Here is a 16,084-nt window from a genome sequence, read left to right as displayed (position 1 = left end):
ACACCTTTTTAGCATTATTCGATTCGGACCTACGAATCCAGCGCACGTTATTAGCTCCAATTCCCACAGGTCTGTAGTTTAATGAATCACAGAGATGTTATTTCGTCATTCTACAATTCGTGACGCAGTTTTATACCGCAATAACGCCACTGACGTTCGCTAAACTTTGCATTTCACAATCATCCGCCTTTTAAGACACGGTAGATTCGTTAGCGCTTTGAATCAAGAATTAATCACTTTAGGAACAGCTTATTTTATTTTGACCGTGCCCTCACCCAGCATCTTCTCCATCTCGGAGAATAAAGAGGGCGAAGGTTTAATCCGGTAGGCATCACTCAATGCGAGCAGCTTCTGCTGCTGTTCATAGAAGAGCACCGTCGCCACCGGACCCGAATGCTGCTGGAGCAACTGCTTGAGTCGGGCCAGAAGCTCCGGTTTCTCCGCCTGCGGGGTGATCTTCACGAACACCCGCTGCTCCACCACTCGCGGCCCACGGCTCTGCTCCGTGCCGCCAGCGGCCTCAGTGGCCCGGCGAGCCACCGAAGCGGCCCCATTTGCATCGGCCGCCCCAGGCCTACCCGCAGCGCTGTGCGACGCTTCCGGACCCTGACTTCCGCTGCTGTGCGCAGCTCCAGCATTCACGCCTGCGCTGCTGCGCTGCGCTCCGGCTCCCGCGCCGCCCGCCTGCCGTGGCGGAGCCGCCGGGCGCGAAGCACTACCGCTGCCGGGCTTGCCGCGCCGTTCGCGGCTGCGCAGCTGCTGTTCCAGTGCCGCCGGTGACAACGGCGCCACTTCCTCAGCCAGCAGCTTGAACCCTTCGTCCTGCTGCTGCACCTTGGCACGCACGACGAGCAGTTCACCTTTCCCGACATACTGCTGGCTGCGCCGCCATACTTCGGGAAAGAGAACCACTTCACAGCGTTCGATCTGGTCTTCCAGCTCCATGAACGCCATAGCCTTGCCCTGTTTCGTCGTAATCGACTTCACAGACACGACCATCCCGGCTGCGACAGCCATCGTATCGTCAGCCGCTTCCGTCAGCTCCATAATGCGATCTGCGCCGCTGGATTCAAGCACATCTTCATAGTCATCCAATGGATGACCAGAGAGATACAAACCTAACAGCTCACGTTCCAGCTCCAACTGCTGACTCCCGGAATAAAGCGGAATTTCGGGGTATTCAATCTCCCAGTTTGGCGTCTCGACAAAATCAAACAATTGAATTTGCAGATCCTCGCGTTCCTTGCGCCATTTCAGAGCCGCTTCCACCGTCTCATCCAGCATCGCCAGCAATTGGGCGCGGTGTCCAGGCAATGTGTCAAAAGCGCCCGCCTGAATAAGCGATTCAATCACACGTTTGTTGCATACCCGCAAATCGACGCGACGACAAAAATCGAGCAAACTGTCGAACGGTCTTTCCTGCCGTACAATCATGATACTCTCCATCGCCTGGGTACCTACATTTTTCACCGCAGCCAGACCAAATCGTATCGCCCCGGTTGCTGTATCTGCATCAGAGTTCTGATCCAACAATCCATCTTTCTCCTGTACAGCGGACATTCCATGCTGTTCGGAATGGGAGGACTCCTCTTCCCCAGTTCCATGCAGACGTTCTGCTGTAGAAACAGTCACTGCGCCAGAATTATTTCGATCCTCGGACTGCCCTGGCACTGTCGTCGCTGCCTGCCACTCGTATGCACTACCGTCTTCTTCTGGAGCGGGGCCCGGATCATCCGGCAGAGGGGCTTCGCCGTATTCCGCTTGTCCGGAATAATGATCATCATGTACCGCATGTTCCACCGTAGAACCTGCTGTACCATCCTCACCCTGCTCTCCCCCTAAACGTTGGGTTTCCGCCGCATGTCCAGCCCTGGTGCTGCGGGATGATGCAAGCACAGGTGTAAACAGAATACCGCTCTCATTTACATCCGGTGGAAGTACTTCAATATCCATGCGACGGCATTCCACAACGTACTCCGCTACTTTGCGGTGACTGCCCATAACGGCGGTTAACATCGAGGCCATAAATTGAATGGGATAATGGGCTTTCAGATACGCCGTCTGGAAAGCCAGCACACCATATGCAGCAGCGTGGGCACGCGGGAAACCATAGTTGGCAAACTTGACGATCATGTCATAGACCAGATCTGCCTCCGCTTCGCTGTATCCTTGCTTCAGACTGCCCTGAACGAAATGCCCACGTTCGAGATCCAGTACTTCCCGTTTCTTCTTGGAAACCGCTCTGCGGAGCAAATCCGCTTCACCGAGAGAGAAGCCCGCCATTCGGGAAGCAATCTGCATAATTTGTTCCTGATATACAATGATGCCGTACGTATCCTTGAGGATGGACTCCAGATCCGCATGGGGGTAGTCCACTTCGATCTGTCCATGTTTGCCCTGAATGTATTTGGAGATGAACTCCATCGGGCCTGGACGATACAAGGCCAGCACGGAAATAATATCTTCAAATACACTTGGCTTTAGCTCCTTCAGAACACGACGTACCCCTGCGGATTCGAGCTGGAATATCCCCATCGTATCGCCTCGACCAAGCATCTCATAGGTGAGTGCATCGTCGTCCGGAATATGACGAAAATCCGGAATTTCGCCATTTTCCCCAATCCAGCGCAGACAGCGTTCAATAATTGAAAGGGTACGCAGACCGAGGAAGTCCATTTTGAGCAGTCCAATGGACTCCAGGTTTTCCATGGAATATTGCGTTAAGGCCGTTCCCTCGCTGCCCTCCTGAAGCGGAACAGCATCCGTTAGCGGATCACGGGAAATGACCACCCCCGCCGCATGTGTGGACGCATGACGAGGCATACCTTCCACCTTCATGGCCATATCAAGCAATTCACGCGTTTTCGGCTTGGTCTCATACAGAGCCTTCAGTTCAGGGGTAGCTTCCATTGCCCGCTGAATGTTAATGCCAAGCTGTGCAGGAATCAGCTTCGCTGCCTTGTCCACCTCGCCGTAGGGCACGTTCAGTGCACGCCCGACGTCCCGAACGGCTGCACGGGCAGCCATCGTACCAAAGGTAATGATTTGGGCGACATGGGCTTTGCCGTATTTTTTCGCTACATATTCAATGACTTCGTCCCGCCGTTCGTCGCTGAAGTCGATATCAATATCCGGCATGGAGATCCGTTCCGGATTCAAAAACCGCTCGAAGAGCAGATTATACTTCATGGGATCAACGTCTGTAATACGCAAGGTATAGGCGACCAGACTACCTGCCGAGGAGCCACGGCCCGGTCCGGTGACAATTCCCTGCTGGTGAGAATAGGCGATAAAATCCCATACGATCAGAAAATAATCCGAGAATCCCATACTGTCTATAACCTGGAGCTCATAATCCAGCCGCTGTTCAAGTTCGGTTCTAAGTTCCGGGTCCGTCCAACGTGATGATTCACTATAACGCTCTTCCATTCCCTCTTCGCACAGCTGCCGCAGATAGGCAGAAGGACTTTTCCCTTCAGGAAGCGGTCTGTATTCCGGCAAAATCGATTTGCCGAATTCCAGCTGCAACTCACACGACTCCGCGATGCGAACCGTATTCTCCAATGCCTCTGGCACATGGGGGAACAAACGCGCCATTTCTTGTTCACTCTTGAGATATAGCTGATTGGTTCCGATGCGCAGCCGATTCTCGTCATCTACCGTTTTCCCTGTTCCTATGCAGATCAACACATCCTGAAGCTCAGCGTCCTCTTCTGACAGATAATGCGCATCATTGGTCGCCACCAATGGAATATCCAGTTCTGCTGCCAGACGAATCAGCTGCGGGTTCACTCTTTTTTGCTCAGATAACCCGTGATCCTGCAGTTCCAGATAGAAATCGGGACCAAAAATATGTTTGTAACGCAGCGCTGCACGCTTTGCCTCTTCCTCGCGTCCATGCAGCAGATGCTGGGGAACCTCACCTCCCAAACAAGCACTTAAACAGATGATCCCTTCGTGATGGGCGGCCAGACTCTCCATATCAATACGCGGTTTGTAATGGAAGCCTTCCAAATGACCAATGGAGCATAGTTTCATCAGATTTTGATAACCCGTCATATTTTTGGCTAGTAAAATCAGATGATGGATCGGCTGATCCTTGCGGCTTCCCCGCTCTTTGCGAGACCCGGCAGTCATATAAGCCTCACAACCTATGATCGGCTTAATTCCCCGCTCGACGCATGCTTTATAGAAAGGAATAGCACCATACATTACACCGTGGTCGGTCAATGCCAGCGTAGTCATTCCGAGATCCGCGGCCTTATTCACGAGATCCGGTATACGCGCAGCGCCGTCCAGCAAACTATATTCACTGTGAACGTGCAAATGCACAAAAGAACTCATGTTTTTTTCTTCCTTTCGCAAGGACAGTCGCAGCTCCCGTCTTGAGACAGTTGCTGCACTATCTTCTTCTATCCGTATTTTTCATCCTTCGGTTCAGACCGAAAGTCGCTTTCTGTATTCATGTAAAATGCTCTATTAATGAAATGAATGAAATATAAGGATTCATCCGAAAGAAGCGTGTTTTATTATTCTATTTTATCATATCGTTCGGGGGCACGCCCATACAATAGAAGTACAAGCCGCTCCCCCTGTTACGGACCGAAGACAGGAGGTGTGCTGCTGGGTCTGAAAGGGGTGTTGCCGGATGAGCACATTTTTGTCCAAAGCCATTCTTGATTTCTTCATTGCATTTGGGATCGTGCTGGGCGGCGCGATGATTGGAGGTATAGGAGCGGTGGTCTCTCTCCAGCCTCCGACACAGACGATGCTTGATGTCGCTGGGAAAATTAAAATTTGGGCGCTCGCGGCGGCCGTTGGCGGTACAATCGATCCGATGCGGGTAATCGAAAGCAACGTGCTGGACGGAAACCTGTCTCCGGCAGTCAAACAAATTTTGTATCTGATATCCGCATTCATGGGCGCCCACATGGGTACCGAACTGGTAAAATGGGTTTGCGGTGGAGGACGGGGTTAGCATGACTCCAGGACAGCGCCCATGAGAATTCCGCCATTTTCACGTTACCGCCCGCTTATGCGCATGACTGCTGTCTTTGTTCTGGGAATGATCGCCGGTTGTGTCGTGTACAACGGTGTATTTCACTTGAGTTACAACGAGTTGTGGCTCAACAATCAGGAGTTGCAGCTTCAGCTGCATCAGAATGAGGAGGATATTAAAACGCTGAAAAAATACAGTAAACGCCAAACCGTCATCAAGGAAATCAAGGTCCGTGCAGAAGATTCTGACAAAGGTCCGGACGAGGCCTCCCTGAAAGTGATGTTACAGAAACTGGGCGATGAACTTGAGGTGCTCCGGGGCCGCGACGTATTCAACATCGATGAGTACAGCAAAATGACGCGAATCATGCTGAACCAAAAAGTGTACACGGTCAGAGAAAAGGAATATACCGTTCAGGTGAAAACAATGCTGGTGATGGAAGGTGTGCTGCAAGTTTGGGTACAGATTCGGATGCACGTTCCAGCTTAGAAATAGATGACAGCTCCGGAAAAAAACTGCCCTTGCCCTCTGACTGCATGGTACAATAAGGGCAGTAAATGCTTTCCAGAAAAGGAGCTGCGTCTTTGTGTTCATCGATGTACTCAAATATGCCCTGATCGCTATCTTTGCCCTGGCCATGGTCTGTTCAGCTCTGAACAGCATTCGTTCGCGCAGGTCCACTGATCCCATCGCCACAGGTCTTTATCGCTCATGGACCAACGTCTGGATGGGCAGCATGCTGATTATTCTTGCCCTCATCCTGATGTTTGTGTTTACCGGTTCTACGCTATCCGTCGTTGTGGAAGCGCTATTTCTGATTATGGGAGCGTACAATCTGTTCGCCGGTTTACGTAACCGCAGTTACTATGCCCGTCTTCAGCAGCATGCAGAGGGTGGAACTGGCAAGACATCCGGACAATCTGCCTGAAGCATAATAGCAGGATGCCGTTGCAATCTGCCAAAAAGAGAGTACCCTCATCTATCGAACAAGCCTGAACCCCGTTGATTTCGGGGTTCAGGCTTGTTCTCTTTTTTGTAAACTCATGATATTTCTCAAACTCAGAATCTCTCGCCCTCTAGGCATGGTCAATGGATTGCAGAGTCATCACCGCTTTGCATACCACATTCCCGTCACGGGTAATGACAATGTCCATTTTGCAGGTCCGACGACTTGTCTCCAAAATAATTGGGCGAACCAGAATCTGGTCTTCAATCTGCACCGGACGAACAAAATAGGTTGTTATATTATCCACCATATGGTCGTTTCCCGTAACGTCCCAGGCTGCACGACGTCCCGCCTGTGTCATCACATTCAGCAGAACGCCTTCCGAGATCGTACCGAGGTCTGTCGCCATCTGCGGAATGATAAATCCGTGGAAAAACAGTTCGTTCTGCTCTCCGCGCTCTTCCGCAAACCCGTTCCAGATCAGATGATCAAACGTCTCTCCAAGCTGTGGCTGCTTGTGTGCATCACGCATCGCCTGGAGCACTTCCTTACGTGTGACGGAGGCAATCAGTTTACGGTTCCGATCCACAATGGGCAGGAAGTCAATGCCCTCCCACGTCATAATTTGTGCAGCGGAAGCCAGTGAGGTTTGCAGCGAAGCTGTGATTGGACGGCGTACAACACACTTCTCAATACTCTGATCCTCTTTTAACTCACTCACATCTTTGAGACTTACAATACCGATAACCCGGTTCCATTCATCTACTACAGGGAAGCGATGCTCTCCCGTTTCAGAAACCAGCAAGTGAAAATCCGCGGCTGAACTGGTCACCTTAAGCACCTGAAGGCGGGGTTTCTGACCGATGATATCCTCTACCAACATAATTTTTTTCTTAATCAGTCGATCAAAGATCGCACGGTTAATCATTGAAGCCACCGTAAACGTGTCATGTCTGGAGGAAATGATCGGCAGACCCAACTCATCAGCCATCACTCGCACTTCACGGCTTGTACCGAAGCCACCTGTAATTAATACACCTGCGCCCTGTTCGAGGGCGAGGGAATGAGCATTGTCCCGGTTACCGACAATCAGCAGGCTTCCCGCGTCAATGTAACGGGCCATGGCCTGTTCTTTCATCGCACCGATCACGTACTTGTGAAGTGGTTTGGCCAGACCGTCACTTCCACCCAGCACATGACCTTCGACGATGGTCACTACATCGGCAAAAGTCAGCTGCTCGGTCATGCCGCGAGGTCTTTTCTCGATCCGCACCGTTCCAATTCGTTCCTTGGTCACAACCAAGCCGAAGTTCTCTGCCTCTTTTACCGCACGATACGCTGTTCCTTCGCTTACGCCCAGCTCCCGCGCCAGTCCACGCACCGATATTTTGCTGCCTACCTTCAGTTGTTCAATATGTTGAAGCAATTGTTCATGCTTCGTCACGTTTTCTTCCTGCCCGTCCATCTGTACCACCCCCGAAGATGCATCTGTACTATTCTGTATCTATTATAACACGACCTTAGGAAAATAACCCCATTCGACGCACCTTTCTCCTAAAGAACTGCGATACATGGATCTGAATAATCGGAACAGCAAATTACGGGCATAAAAAAAGACCGGGCCCTTTCATACCAAAGGGAATCCGGCCTTACTTAGATAGGTAGAATCATCTCTACCACCATGTTGGATGTGATCCAAACCTTATACTGATTTGCTCTGCTCCTGCTTGTCCACCAGTTTCATCTCCCACTGCCGCAGCTTTGCTCGCCGGACAGCTTCCAGAGCACGCTTCTTCTCTTCATCCACACCAAGAATAAAATGCAGATGTGCACCAATGATTAATAATGAGAACAGCACCCATACGATGCCAAAAATATTAACCCAGTCCATTCCGCCAGCAAAAGAAATCCGCGGCAGCGCAATAACCAGCATCGACAACGCGATAACCAGATAGATCACATGTTTTGCTTTCTTCAACCTTTTCACCATTCACAGCTCCTTCGTTCTTGATCGACTCTATATGTCTAGTCTATGAACGATAAGGAGCTAATATGAGAGGTTCAGGCAAAAAAACGTTACAAGGTTTAGGCTTCAGCGCCACCATACAGATGACCCAGACTGTCTGCAATAATTTTGTTCACGTCTTCAATAATGACACTGAGACGACGTTCAGCGTCAAACAGACGACGGATATTCAGGTTCAAGCTCAATACTTCAAACAGTTTCTCCATTTTCTCCATCTCGTCCGGTGCAGGCATATCCCCACTCATCATACGTTGTTGCAATTCCATCTGTTGATCACGGAAATTATCCAGCATAGCCTTTGCTTCCGGATCTGCTTCGATCAGCTTCATCGCAGAAGTAATTTCTTCCACCTCGCTGCTTTCTCTCAGTGCTTTGGCCAAATCATTCGCTTTGTCATAAATGTTCACTATAATTCCTCCTCTAATTGGGTTGTTCTTCGTTATTCATTTGTACTCATTCATATTCTCATCGCAACGTTCACCCGTTTTAATACACGTATTTCACTTCCGTCAAACAAAGGTTGCGGAAACATACCCAACCATTATCTGCTGAGCATCAAATGCATTTAATCCAAATAGGTCAATCACCAAGGGTTATATGTCCTCATATGATGAAGCACATGCCATGTTCAGATGCCGTTCAACTTCGAGATCAGACATCAAGTTGCCGCCAGGAAGGAGATCCGTGATGTCCACTAAAAAAGTAACGATTCAGGTTACCGGCTCGGGCATCCTACAGGACGACGTCATCATGCTGGGCGAAGGGGTGCTCAAGGCGCTTAAAATCCCTTCTGGCCGACCGCTTCAGCTGCAATTCGGCTCTTTTCGCCGTGAGGTCACCGTCATCCCTGTTCCCAGGTATGACGGTCTGCGCATCAATCAGACGGTAGCCAGTAAAACCGGTCTTGTTCCCCGTTCAGTGCTGCGCATATCTTATCGTTCAGCCAGCCGTACACTGCGCCTTGGACCCTACATCAGTGTATTAGTTAGCCAGGATTACCCCGATCAGCCAGATCGGCCCTTTGGCTCCATCACGATGTTCTGTCAAGAACTGGTAAACGCCTGCCGGAAGCAGGGCGCCTATGTATCCTTTTTCACACCGGAGGATATTGGAGCGGTAACGGGTTATATGAAAGGCTGGGTGTATGATGACGGCTGGAAAAAGACCGTTCTGCCTATAGCAGACGTCGTCAATAACCGGCTGACGTCCCGTAAGCTTGAGAACAAACCTAGCGTACAGCATTTTATGAAAGAAGTAAAATCGCTCTACGGTACACAAACCTTCAACGAAAAGTTTCTGGACAAAAATGAAGTATTCGATGCCTTGAAGTCCATTTCAACACTGAAGAAAGTGCTACCCGAATCCCATTTGCTCAAAGCTTCCGCCACACTCAAAACGATGTGCAATCGATACCCGGTTGTTTTTCTGAAGCCGGTTCGTGGGTCGCTTGGCAAAGGTATCATCCGGGTCTCCCGTCAAAGCGACGGCAGCTTCCTCACCCTCGCAACAAGCGTTGGGGGGACCCGAAAACAAACGTATACTTCCCTAGATAAACTGTATGCCAGTCTATCTGGGAAAATGAAAACGACGCGATACCAGATCCAACAGGGTCTTTCCCTGATTGATAACAGCGGCAGACCCGTTGATTTCCGTGCGCTGGTGCAAAAAAACCGTACGGGCAAATGGAGTGTCACTTCCATCGTCGCACGTATTGCAGGCGGCAGTCACTATGTATCCAACTTGGCACGAGGTGGAAGTCTCAGCACCGTCAAGGAAGCTGTAGCCAAAACCCAATTGTCCTCATCAGCCAAAGCTTCTGCGTATGCCGGTTTGCATACAGCGGCGCTGGATATCGCCAAAGGCATTGAAGGTGCCATCCCCGCCCATTTCGGTGAACTTGGCATCGACCTTGCCTTGGACACCAGCGGAAAGGTCTGGCTGCTTGAAGTAAACTCCAAACCATCCAAGAACGATAATACGCCACTTAGCGAGAGCAAAATCCGGCCTTCGGTCAAAGCGATGCTGGAATACTCCACCTATCTGGCCGGATTCTGAAGAGTCATCCATTAGAGGAGGTGCAGCGGAATGTTCCTGGAACATCAGACCAACACAGTAGCCATCCTGGTTCGGGCAACAGAAGGCTCGCCTCCTTTCGTGGATGAACTCTTCTGTCGTCGTCTCAGTTTGGAAAGCCACCGTTACGGCCTAAATATCATCGTGCTGGCCGTAGCGAATAAACCCAGTGCATCCCGGCTAACACAGGGTTATGCATTCGATAGAGGAGAATGGAACATCGTTCCTCTTCCTGCTGTGGACCTGATCATGGACCGCTGTCTGCTCCCGCTTCCCAGAACATTCAAGCAGCAGCTTCAGCAGCTGGTTTCAACAGGCAGCGGACACCTGGCCCGTTACTGGTCTGCTTCCTTGCCCGGTAAATGGAAGGTACACCGCGCCTTGTCTGCTGATACAAGATTGCGTAATCTTCTTGCCCCTACTACGCTGCTTCAGTCGGATACCTTATGGGAGCAGTGGCTGGCGCGCTGGCCGAAAGGCATTTTTTTCAAACCTGTATCGGGCACTCATGGTAAAGATACATTTCGCCTTTACCGCGAAGATCAGCAAGCCTCCTGGATCATGGAGGGCAGAAATACTCGCAATGAATTGGTTCACCGTACATTTGAGCGTCGCCAGGATGTCTCTGCCTGGCTGGATTCACAGAAGGCCGGTAAAAAGATGATCTTACAGCCATATCTGGAACTGAGTCATCATGGACGACCGTTCGACGTTAGGGCCTTGGTGCAAAAAAACGGGCAAGGACGCTGGTCTCTAACCGGATGTATGGTACGGGAAGGACCCGCTGGCACACTGACTTCCAATTTGCATGGAGGGGGTAAGGCGTACCCTGTACATCCGTATCTGCTGGACCGATATGGGAGCGAGCAATCCAACGCTCTGCTGGAGACGATCAGGCAGGCTGCTGCCCGCATCCCCTCCCTGTTGGAAAGCCGATTTGGCAGACTGGCCGAACTGGGTCTTGATTTCGGAGCAGATGTTCACGGTCGCCTCTGGCTGATCGAAGTGAATTCGAGACCGGGACGTTCCTCATTCGCAGAGGCGGGTGATCCTCGTATGCACAGACTGACCTACACCCGGCCGCTTGCCTATGCCCGTTATTTGCTGCAACAACATGTTCTCACGGACGTGAAGCGTCCAATGAAAATGCCGAATACATCCAGCACAGCTGGCCTGAAACCCATCCCGATTCACGGCAGTTGAGGCACGCAGCGCGCCGCTTGCCATGGAGCCGAAGGATCTTTTCAGGATAGGAGGATAAATCATGAGTTTGACCTTTTGCAATCTGCATTTCACACAGCAGCCGGATAAAGTGGTTTATGTATCCAACGCGTTAATGAAGAGCCTGAATCTATCCGGCAAAAAAACGATTCATCTGCGGTTTGGCCGTGACCGGGTGCCCGCAACCATCAAACCGATCAAAAAGGCTGGCAAACATCTCTATCTCGCTTCGGGCATACGCAATCTGATGAACGTTCCGAAACGGGGCAGCATCTACCTTCGCAATCTGCAGAATGATGAAGTTCAATTGGGTCCACTGATTGGCGTATTATCTGACGGACCTGCTACGGGTACCAACCCTTTTGGTTCCCGTACGGGTTTCATTAAACAGCTGCTCCGTGAAGGCAGCCGCAAATCCTATATTTATGCGTTTACCCCAAGGGATATTAATTGGCAGAATGAAACAGTTTCTGGTCTTTTCCTTAATGACAACGGAAGCTTCAGTCGCAAAACGGTACCTCTGCCAGATGTCGTGTATAACCGGTTACCCAGCCGCCGCTCTGACTTCTCACCAGCGATCAACCAGCTGCGGGAGCGATTCATTCGGCGCAAAATCCCTTTCTTCAATTGGAGTTTCTTTAACAAATCAGATATCTACAATTTGCTCGAGAATGACCCGGCAGCAGGGAGATATATACCTGAGTCCATCACCAATCCGACTGTCGAACAGATGAGAGAGATGCTTGAGCGCCATCAGTTTGTCTACTATAAGCCTACAGCGGGCAGTCTCGGCAATGGCATCTACCGATTGACCTACTCTCCCAAACGTGGATATTTTGCCCGTTATCGCAAAAAAGGCGGCAACGCCCTGCTGCGTTTTGGTTCATTCAACAGTCTGATGCGCATGCTTCAAGGCAGACACGGTAAACAGCTCCGCGGTTATGTCGTTCAACAAGGTATCCGGCTCATTGAGATTGAGGAATGTCCGATTGATTTCCGCTTTCACATGCATAAAAACGGAAACAATCAATGGGTGGTTGTTGGTATTGGCGCCAAGAAGGCTGGCCGAGGCAGCGTAACCACACATATCAAAAATGGCGGTTCCCTGATGACCCCTGAGCAGGCGCTCAGCCGCAACTTTGGCGACCGAGCGGGTGAAGTGCTTCAGCATGCCAAATCCGTCGCTATTACACTGGCCCAGGCGATTGAAACCCAGCACCAGCATCTAATTGGTGAGATTGGCTTTGATCTGGGCATTGATCAGGAGGAACATGTATGGATGTTCGAAGCGAACGCCAAACCCGGCCGCTCCATTTTCCGTCATCCTTCGCTCCGGCAGGAAGGAAAATCTTCGGTGGAACACATCCTGGAACATTGCCTGTATTTGAGCAAATTCCGGAAGAGAGACAGCATTTGATGAGCCTGCAGGATGAGTTCAAACCCATCATTGCCGTCCTGACCATGCACGATGATCAACGGATGTTCAGAGGAAACCATCAAAATTTTCTGGATATTGTGCAGACAGGCGAAAATATGGGATATGTGGTGTACGTCGTGACTGTACGAGATTTAAATGTGAGCGGCCCCACGGTGAAAGGATACACGTACAACAATGGGATTGGGAGATGGACTTCACAGTTCTTCCCCCTTCCCCATGTACTCTACAATCGGATTCCCAATCGGGAAGATGAACGCAAACCTTCAGTACAGCGAAAAATTGAAGAATGCATGCATTCTGGCATCGAACTGTATAACCCGTTCTTCTTCAATAAATGGAATCTGTTCGAATGGCTCAAGAAATCCAAGTCTACCCAGCAGCTGATTCCCTATACTCGCCGAATGCGAACAGCAACCGCTCTGGGGACGGTGCTTCGATCGTATCCTTACCTGTATCTGAAACCAGAGAGCGGCAAAGCCGGCAAAGGCATCATGATGCTCAAGCTCCAGGAAAGAGAACGTCTTCCTTACCGGCTTAAAATACAGAGTACCCGAAAAAGCACCACGTACAAAGCCGCAACCCTTTCCAAGTTATGGGCAAGAATTCGCAAGGAGACAGGACACACGCCTTATATCATGCAGCAGGGTATTGAGCTGGCTTCGTCCCATAAGCGTCCATTCGATCTACGGGTACTTGTGCAGAAAAACGGCAAAGGACAGTGGAGCGTAACCGGTGTTGGCGCCCGTCTCGCCGGCTCTCGAAGCATTACGACCCACGTTCCGCGTGGAGGTACGGTGGAGGACCCTGAGAAGCTGCTCACTGAACTGTTCGGGGAAGAAATGTCAACTTCACTGATGAAGCGGGTGAAGTCCACTTCATTGTTGATCGCGAGACAAGTGGAACGAGGCTCAGGGCATACGCTTGGTGAGATGTCTATGGATCTGGGCGTTGACGATCTGGGCGAGATCTGGTTCTTCGAAGCGAATGCAAAGCCGATGAAGTTCGATGAACCGCAGATTCGGCGCAGATCATTGGAACGTATTTTTCAGTACAGCGCCTACCTTGCCCGTCAGTCCAAACGATGATGAACAGGAATAACAGCTAAAGAAGGTGATTGTTTGTGTCCTCACCTGTTCTGGGCATTATGACGTTGTACTTAAATGAGCACCGCGCTCTGGAAGAACGGAGCATATACCGCAGAATGATCCTTGAAGGGCGCAAGAGGGGACTCGATATTTATGTGTTCACACCTGCCGATGTACATCCAGGAGGCAAACAGATTGAGGCCATGGTCTTTCGTTCGGGAAAAGGCTGGTCCCGGGAATGGCGTTCATTCCCGGATATCATCTTCGACCGCTGCCGCATACAGCGCAATCGCAGATTTCAGCAGTTGCTTGCCTTTCGGCAAAGGTATGGTCACTTGCTCTTTCTCAACCGCCCGTTGCGTAATAAATGGACCATCCATCAGACGCTCTCCGCGAAGTCAGCCTTTCACGAGCATTTGCCCGACACTCTTCTGTATCAGGATATGTCCGACGTCAATCGAATGCTGAAGGCCAACCCCCTAATTTATTTGAAGCCTATTAATGGAACCGGAGGGCGTGGAATTCTACGCATCGAACGCAATGACAACGAGGCCAATACAGTTCTTGTACAGGGACGGGACCAGAAACGCCGGATCATCACCCCACGCAAAGTCCATCTGTCACGCTTGGGTTCACTTCTCCAGAACTGGAATATGAAAGACAAATACTTGGTTCAACAGGGGATTCAACTCCAGCTTCCGAACGGCCGTGTTCATGATTATCGCATGCTGGTCCAAAAGAACGGTGAAGGACAGTGGGAGTTAACAGGATGTGCCGGACGAATGGGTGCGGAGAAAAGTGTTACCTCCAATCTGCATGGTGGTGGTCAGGCCATAGCGATGCACAAACTGATGAAACAATGGATCACCGATGAGAAACAGCGAGTAGAAATTTATGCAACGGCCGAGAAATTCGGGATTGATGTAGCTACGTTTCTGGAAAACACCTATGGCGACTTGTGTGAATTGGCTCTCGATTTGGCGATTGACAAGAGTGGGCACATCTATCTGATTGAAGTGAATCCGAAGCCTGCACGTGAGGTGTTTGCCCGTATTGGTGAGAATGATATCTATTCCAAAGCGATTACCCAACCATTGGATTACGCCTTGTGGGTGTACCGCAATCATGCCAATGCCATTCGTCCCCCTCGTGGGGTAAAGGTAACCAAACCGGTCAAACGCGTAAAAGGTAAATCGGCGACCCTCAAAAGGACTAGAGGATCGCAGTGAGGATCGGAGAATTCATATGATAGTGAACCGAATCCTCCTTGAACCCAAAAAAACCGACCACTCCAACGTCCGAATGGACTTGGGGTGGTCGGTTTTGTTCTACCGTTTCTACTCGGCTTCCCGATACAAACGAAGCAGTTCCGTAAAATCAGAGATCAGTACATCTGATCCTGCAAGTTCTTCGTCACGTCCGAACCCAGCATAGGCACAGCCGATGACGGTCTGGTTGTTCATTTTGCCTGCCTCCACATCAGAAGAGCGATCCCCAACCATCCATGCGTCCTGAATCCGATGCTTCTCAAGCAGGATCTGAACCAAGTTAACTTTGGAAGGGGTCTTGTACTGTCCTGCACTATACACGCCTTCAAAGAGCGGCATGATCTCATGGGCAAAGGCCACGCCTTTAACATAGTCCTCCAGCCCGTTGCTGGCGACAAACAACCGCACACCCTGTTCTTTCAACGCTTTCAGCGTCTCTTTTACTTGTGGGTACAGCTGCGAGCTCCCCCCATCCAGTCCTTCAATCTCCAACTGAAGCAGCAGTTCGTCTGCACGTCGATGGGCCGCAACTGAAGCTTCGGGCATAACCACTTTCCATATATCTTCTAGCAACATTCCCAGGCTTCCCAGCATTCGTTCTTCAGGAGGAGTCTCTCCCTCAAAATGTCCTTCGGCCCGCAATGTATCAAACAGCTGATGATAGGCTGGCAACAACAGGGTTTCCGTCTGAAACAATGTACCATCCATATCAAAAATCATCGCTTCCGGTTTACGCAATACCGTCTCTTTTGTCATGTCCAATGTTCCTTTCGGATTGGGATATGTATTCGGAATCGTTCCCCTTCCATGATAAACATAAACGTTTGGCAGTGTAAACCGCGCAATGTAAAACAACTGTGTCATCTACGTTATACACAATCCACAAACATTATACTTAAATTAAACAAACTATATACAATTGAACTTCCTTTCAGTATAATACGGAAAATAGTTCTTTAGACACCTAATCTTTAGAACTACAAGACCTATCATTCTAGTTTTTTCGACAAATACATATACCCCAGGGA

Annotated in this window: 13 protein-coding genes; 8 read left to right on the top strand and 5 right to left on the bottom strand. The window is 50.3% G+C overall.

Annotation, left to right across the window (positions count from 1 at the left end):
* Window positions 1-249: 249 nt before the first annotated feature.
* Window positions 250-4,344: a DNA polymerase III subunit alpha gene (locus tag MKY42_RS10160; protein WP_339850743.1), complete on the bottom strand. Its 4,095-nt coding sequence runs from the start codon at window positions 4,342-4,344 to the stop codon at window positions 250-252.
* A 304-nt stretch (window positions 4,345-4,648) separates the two neighbouring features.
* Between MKY42_RS10160 and MKY42_RS10155 the strand changes: the two genes are divergently transcribed.
* The 3 genes from MKY42_RS10155 to MKY42_RS10145 all read left to right on the top strand — a co-directional run bounded on the left by MKY42_RS10155 (window position 4,649) and on the right by MKY42_RS10145 (window position 5,927).
* Window positions 4,649-4,978 carry a YtrH family sporulation protein gene (locus tag MKY42_RS10155; protein ID WP_024629128.1) on the top strand — a complete coding sequence of 110 codons (330 nt, stop codon included), beginning with the start codon at window positions 4,649-4,651 and terminating at the stop codon, window positions 4,976-4,978.
* A 21-nt stretch (window positions 4,979-4,999) separates the two neighbouring features.
* Window positions 5,000-5,488, top strand: coding sequence for a hypothetical protein (locus tag MKY42_RS10150; RefSeq protein ID WP_063564310.1), 489 nt, complete (start codon window positions 5,000-5,002; stop codon window positions 5,486-5,488).
* A 97-nt stretch (window positions 5,489-5,585) separates the two neighbouring features.
* A complete protein-coding gene (locus tag MKY42_RS10145) occupies window positions 5,586-5,927 on the top strand; it encodes a YtpI family protein (RefSeq protein WP_177185662.1) in 342 nt (113 codons plus the stop codon).
* Between the two features lie 148 nt (window positions 5,928-6,075).
* Here MKY42_RS10145 and MKY42_RS10140 read toward each other — a convergent pair whose 3' ends face one another.
* The 3 genes from MKY42_RS10140 to MKY42_RS10130 all read right to left on the bottom strand — a co-directional run bounded on the left by MKY42_RS10140 (window position 6,076) and on the right by MKY42_RS10130 (window position 8,378).
* Window positions 6,076-7,410 carry a DRTGG domain-containing protein gene (locus MKY42_RS10140; RefSeq protein WP_339850736.1) on the bottom strand — a complete coding sequence of 445 codons (1,335 nt, stop codon included), beginning with the start codon at window positions 7,408-7,410 and terminating at the stop codon, window positions 6,076-6,078.
* 237 nt (window positions 7,411-7,647) lie between these two features.
* Window positions 7,648-7,932 (bottom strand): hypothetical protein, encoded by a 285-nt coding sequence (locus MKY42_RS10135; RefSeq protein WP_090808856.1) that lies wholly within the window; start codon window positions 7,930-7,932, stop codon window positions 7,648-7,650.
* 98 nt (window positions 7,933-8,030) lie between these two features.
* Window positions 8,031-8,378: a YlbF family regulator gene (locus MKY42_RS10130; protein WP_076289793.1), complete on the bottom strand. Its 348-nt coding sequence runs from the start codon at window positions 8,376-8,378 to the stop codon at window positions 8,031-8,033.
* Between the two features lie 280 nt (window positions 8,379-8,658).
* Here MKY42_RS10130 and MKY42_RS10125 point away from each other — a divergent pair, with 280 nt between their 5' ends.
* The 5 genes from MKY42_RS10125 to MKY42_RS10105 all read left to right on the top strand — a co-directional run bounded on the left by MKY42_RS10125 (window position 8,659) and on the right by MKY42_RS10105 (window position 15,017).
* On the top strand, window positions 8,659-10,026 hold the full coding sequence (locus MKY42_RS10125; RefSeq protein WP_090895379.1) for a YheC/YheD family protein: 1,368 nt from the start codon (window positions 8,659-8,661) through the stop codon (window positions 10,024-10,026).
* Between the two features lie 30 nt (window positions 10,027-10,056).
* Entirely contained in the window at window positions 10,057-11,247 is a 1,191-nt protein-coding gene (locus MKY42_RS10120) for a YheC/YheD family protein (RefSeq protein WP_339850733.1), read from the top strand.
* 61 nt (window positions 11,248-11,308) lie between these two features.
* Window positions 11,309-12,682 (top strand): YheC/YheD family protein, encoded by a 1,374-nt coding sequence (locus tag MKY42_RS10115; protein ID WP_179265284.1) that lies wholly within the window; start codon window positions 11,309-11,311, stop codon window positions 12,680-12,682.
* On the top strand, window positions 12,682-13,788 hold the full coding sequence (locus MKY42_RS10110; RefSeq protein ID WP_090895372.1) for a YheC/YheD family protein: 1,107 nt from the start codon (window positions 12,682-12,684) through the stop codon (window positions 13,786-13,788). The genes MKY42_RS10115 and MKY42_RS10110 overlap by 1 nt, the downstream gene beginning before the upstream one ends.
* A 35-nt stretch (window positions 13,789-13,823) precedes the next feature.
* Window positions 13,824-15,017 carry a YheC/YheD family protein gene (locus MKY42_RS10105; RefSeq protein WP_090895370.1) on the top strand — a complete coding sequence of 398 codons (1,194 nt, stop codon included), beginning with the start codon at window positions 13,824-13,826 and terminating at the stop codon, window positions 15,015-15,017.
* Window positions 15,018-15,125: 108 nt separating this feature from the next.
* On the opposite strand, the gene MKY42_RS10100 is transcribed toward MKY42_RS10105, so the two are convergent.
* Window positions 15,126-15,812 (bottom strand): HAD hydrolase-like protein, encoded by a 687-nt coding sequence (locus MKY42_RS10100; protein ID WP_064640984.1) that lies wholly within the window; start codon window positions 15,810-15,812, stop codon window positions 15,126-15,128.
* Window positions 15,813-16,084: the final 272 nt, after the last annotated feature.

This window comes from Paenibacillus sp. FSL W7-1088 (assembly GCF_037969855.1).
Lineage (GTDB): Bacteria > Bacillota > Bacilli > Paenibacillales > Paenibacillaceae > Paenibacillus.
The sequence above is the reverse complement of the archived record's forward strand: the minus strand, read 5'-3'. Positions and strand labels throughout refer to the sequence as shown.

Excerpts from the sequence above, each read along its gene's own strand:
- MKY42_RS10155 (WP_024629128.1), top strand. The coding sequence starts at position 4,649 with ATGAGCACATTTTTGTCCAAAGCCATTCTTGATTTCTTCATTGCATTT.
- MKY42_RS10150 (WP_063564310.1), top strand. The coding sequence starts at position 5,000 with ATGAGAATTCCGCCATTTTCACGTTACCGCCCGCTTATGCGCATGACT.
- MKY42_RS10120 (WP_339850733.1), top strand. The coding sequence starts at position 10,057 with ATGTTCCTGGAACATCAGACCAACACAGTAGCCATCCTGGTTCGGGCA.
- MKY42_RS10100 (WP_064640984.1), bottom strand. The coding sequence starts at position 15,812 with ATGACAAAAGAGACGGTATTGCGTAAACCGGAAGCGATGATTTTTGAT.
- MKY42_RS10125 (WP_090895379.1), top strand. The coding sequence starts at position 8,659 with ATGTCCACTAAAAAAGTAACGATTCAGGTTACCGGCTCGGGCATCCTA.
- MKY42_RS10160 (WP_339850743.1), bottom strand. The coding sequence starts at position 4,344 with ATGAGTTCTTTTGTGCATTTGCACGTTCACAGTGAATATAGTTTGCTG.
- MKY42_RS10140 (WP_339850736.1), bottom strand. The coding sequence starts at position 7,410 with ATGGACGGGCAGGAAGAAAACGTGACGAAGCATGAACAATTGCTTCAA.
- MKY42_RS10115 (WP_179265284.1), top strand. The coding sequence starts at position 11,309 with ATGAGTTTGACCTTTTGCAATCTGCATTTCACACAGCAGCCGGATAAA.
- MKY42_RS10110 (WP_090895372.1), top strand. The coding sequence starts at position 12,682 with ATGAGCCTGCAGGATGAGTTCAAACCCATCATTGCCGTCCTGACCATG.